We start from the raw sequence: 3,698 nt of genomic DNA, 5'->3' as shown, positions 1-3,698 counted from the left end.
ATCATACTCTTTTGATAATTCCCAAAATTCTTGCATTGGATACATATATCTTTCTCCACGTGAAGTTTTCATTTTTCCTTTTTTTAATCCATTTATATTTATTTCTAATGGCATTTCTAGTTTTTCAGCAGTCTTTAATATTTTTCTTGATGCTTTTTCAGCGTACTCGTCCCATTCCTTATACCCTAAGAAGAAAAGGTCTGGATGAGCTACATATTTAAAATATCCTTTTTCCATAGACTCTACTACAAAGTCTGAATATTTTTCAAGCATGTCTATATCTAAACCATGTCCAACATAACGCCATTCCTCTTTATATTTAAAGAAATGAACTCCTAAAATAAGATAATCTACCTTATATTCTTTTAGAAGTTCATCATAAAGCCATTCTATTTCTTCAAAGTATTCACACTCTAATCCCTTTTTAATAGAAATCTTATCTTCATATTCTAAAATTGCTTCATTTACTTCTCTAAAATATTCTGGAAGCTCCTCATAAAACATTCTTGACTTATCATCTATACCAAGAGTTGGATGGCACATATGGTCTGAAAGTCCTATTTCATCATATCCTTCTTCTATAGCTTTTTTTATGTAATCTTTCGCTTTTCCTATAGCATGCTTACATCTATAATTATGTGTATGATAGTTTGTCTTCATCTTTTTCTCCTCTGTATGTTTTTTCTTCATTATAACATATCCACTTTTCCATCTTTAATTTCAAAATTTACTGTAATATGATTTATAGTTCTTCATACTTTTCAAGAAAATAAAAAATTTCAAAGTTATATTATGGTATAATATAAGACATAAAAAACTATTAGGAGGTTATGAGAAATGGGATTAAAAGACTACTATCCAAAATATACATTAGAAGAGTTTTTAGATGAAGAAAATAACGTAACTTATCCTATTGAATATGTAGATGGCTATATATATGCTAAGTCATTTACTTCAATAGAACATAATACTATTATTAGCAATATTATGGCTGATTTAGTTTATTATTTGAAAAATAAACCTTGCAAAGCTTTTTCAGAACAAATAGAAGTTATAATGGGGAAAGATCGTGTAAAGCCAGATATCTTTGTAGTTTGTATGGAAAATGATGAATTTAAAACTAAAGGTCAATCATTTTTAACTATACCTACAGTAATTTTTGAAGTAGTATCTAAATCAAATTCTACTTTAGACACCATAGTTAAAATGGAGTTATATGCTAAATTTGGAGTTAAAGAATATAACCTAGTCTATCAAGAAGGCTATATCCAACAATATAAGCTAACTGAAGAAAACACCTATTATTTAAATAAATCCTATGATCTAAGAGATGAATATAATAGTATTGAACTAACAGATTTTAAATTAAGTATCAAAGATGTATTTGATTTTTTATAAATAACACAATATTTTACTAAAGCCCTTAACGGCTAAAAAGTTAAGGGCTTTATTTTTTATTAATACTATCTCTTAATTCCAACTACTTTTTATTACTTCAACAGCATATCCATCTGGGTCTGTTACAAAGTAATAATGTGGTTTTTCTCCTGGAAGCCCTTTTAAATCTGTTACTTTATATCCTAAAGCTATATGCTTTTCTCTTAAAATTTCTATATCTTCTACACCTATTGCTATGTGACTAAAACCATTTCCAAGCTCATATGGTTTTTCTACATCATAATTATAAGTCAATTCTATTTCATAGTTTCCTTCTTCATTTGATAAATATACTAATGTAAATTTATAATCTGGAAAATCTTTTCTTCTAGTTTCTATAAGTCCTAATGCCTCTTTATAGAATTTTAATGATAATTCTAAATCTTTAACTCTTATACAAGTGTGTAACATTTTTACCTTCATTTTCTCTCCTCCTAAAATTTAATTTCTTTATTTAATTTTATCACAATTTCTTTTTTAATATTACATTAAATCCACTTAATAAAAACTCTAGCTAAAATAATTTTAACTAGAGTTTTTTTATTAAATATATTCTTTTTCAGTAAATGTACAATATCCTAACATATCACATTCTTCTTTCATTTTCTTAAAGTCTTCTTCTTTAATACTTTCCATTGCAGTTGGGTAAAGAATGTAGTTTTCTTTAAATATATGATCTCTTAATTCAAATACTATATCTTTTGAAATGCTTGAAAATCTTTCTTTAAAATCTTCTAAGCTTAAGTATTTCCATACTGTACATAACTCTTTTAATTCTCTTTTCTTTGCTCTAAGACTTTCATGCTCTAATCTCATTACTCTTGTTGGTCCTGTTATTTCTAATGCTTCTAATTTTTTAAATAACACTTCCTCTTCTCTTTTATGATGTGGCTCTGCATTTAAAAGACTTACTGCAAGGCTTCTTCCTAAAGCTATCTTTTCTTCATCAAACTTATCTAAAACTTCTATTTCCTTAGATAATGAATCTATCTTATCTAATACTTTTAAAATCTCATTATGCTCTCTTATAAATGCATATAAAACATGACCTCTTCCTATTTTCTTTTCTAAACTTTCAAGCTCATCTTTTAAAATCTCCATATGAATATCACAAAGATGTCTAAGTTCATTTGGATTCATACCATCTTCTATAAGAGTTTGCTCTGCCATTGATATTTCCAAAGGACTTATATTTTTCACAAGCTCTATTGCAGTTTCACGAAGTTCTGGTGTAAGCTCCTCTGTATTCAATCTTCTTAAAAGCATAGTTAATTTTTCTAATTTCTTCTCATTTATTTTTTCGTTATTATTTATATCTAAAACTTTTTTCATAGTTAATTCCTTCTTTCATTTATCTTATGAATTAATTATAATCCTACAAAAAAAAGTTTTATGTAACATATGTTACCTTAATATGTTATGTTGTTTTCTCTTGCATATTCATTATACTTTTCTAAGAAATCATGTTGTGTTAAATTACCCTCAAAAATATATTCCGTTCCACCAGTCTTTTTATTTTCCACCTCATAGCTTGTGTATCCAGGTAATATTTTCTTCTCTCTTATCAGATAATCTTCTTTAGTTGTTCCATCTCTTTTTGTAAAAAATTCTATTGCCATCTCTTCTGTATACGTCTTATCTGCTTCTGCTTTTTCTTCAAAATTTTCAATTCCAAATACATATGCATCTTTCTCAAATTTACTTGCTAAAGCATACCCATACATATATGCGACTGCATCTTTTTGTGATATTCTCTTAGCTTTCAGTCCTGTTGGATCATTATCTATTTTTATAGTTAAATTATCATCACCCTCAATAGTTATATCAACAACTTTTCCAAGCTCATGACTTGTTATTATTCCGTCTTCATCATAGTTATCTATTACTTTTATCATATTTGCTTTTTCATCATATGTCATATTGTCCATAAGTCCAACAAACGACCCTCCCTCTGGTCTTAATGTGTAGAAATATTGCGTTTTCTCTGCCTTCTTAAATATCCAAATTCCTGAATCAATAAGCCAGTATCCTTCTAAAAATTCTCTTTTTTCTTCTACTAATGCTTTTAATCTTTCTTCCTCTTCTTTTTCTTTAATTTTCAGTTTTTCTCTTAACTCTTCTCTAGCTTCTTTTCCTTCTAAAGTTTCTAATTTCCCATTTAAATTTCTTAGCTCATCTCTTGCATTATCAAAATTCTTTTCATCTATATAATTTTCTGTCTCTACTATTTTCACAAGATCTTTTTGTATTTTTATTACCTC

General features: G+C 27.3%; 5 protein-coding genes. 1 reads left to right on the top strand and 4 read right to left on the bottom strand.

Annotated features, from left to right (window positions below; all coding sequences use genetic code 11):
• Window positions 1-660: histidinol-phosphatase (locus tag ACRC28_RS14810; RefSeq protein ID WP_438544209.1), on the bottom strand; the 660-nt coding region annotated here is incomplete at its 3' end.
• 177 nt (window positions 661-837) lie between these two features.
• Here ACRC28_RS14810 and ACRC28_RS14805 point away from each other — a divergent pair.
• A complete protein-coding gene (locus ACRC28_RS14805; protein ID WP_438544208.1) occupies window positions 838-1,398 on the top strand; it encodes a Uma2 family endonuclease in 561 nt (186 codons plus the stop codon).
• Between the two features lie 72 nt (window positions 1,399-1,470).
• On the opposite strand, the gene gloA is transcribed toward ACRC28_RS14805, so the two are convergent.
• The 3 genes from gloA to ACRC28_RS14790 all read right to left on the bottom strand — a co-directional run.
• On the bottom strand, window positions 1,471-1,860 hold the full coding sequence (gloA, locus tag ACRC28_RS14800) for a lactoylglutathione lyase (protein ID WP_438544207.1): 390 nt from the start codon (window positions 1,858-1,860) through the stop codon (window positions 1,471-1,473).
• Window positions 1,861-1,980: 120 nt separating this feature from the next.
• The gene (locus ACRC28_RS14795) at window positions 1,981-2,769 is read right to left on the bottom strand and encodes a DUF438 domain-containing protein (protein WP_438544206.1); all 789 of its coding nucleotides are present in this window, start codon (window positions 2,767-2,769) and stop codon (window positions 1,981-1,983) included.
• A gap of 77 nt (window positions 2,770-2,846) precedes the next feature.
• The coding region (locus ACRC28_RS14790) for a hypothetical protein (protein WP_438544205.1) at window positions 2,847-3,698 on the bottom strand (852 nt) is incomplete at its 5' end.

The organism is Clostridium sp., from assembly GCF_051650885.1.
In the GTDB taxonomy this organism is placed as follows: domain Bacteria; phylum Bacillota; class Clostridia; order Clostridiales; family Clostridiaceae; genus Clostridium.
This window is presented reverse-complemented; position numbering and strand designations above follow the sequence as displayed.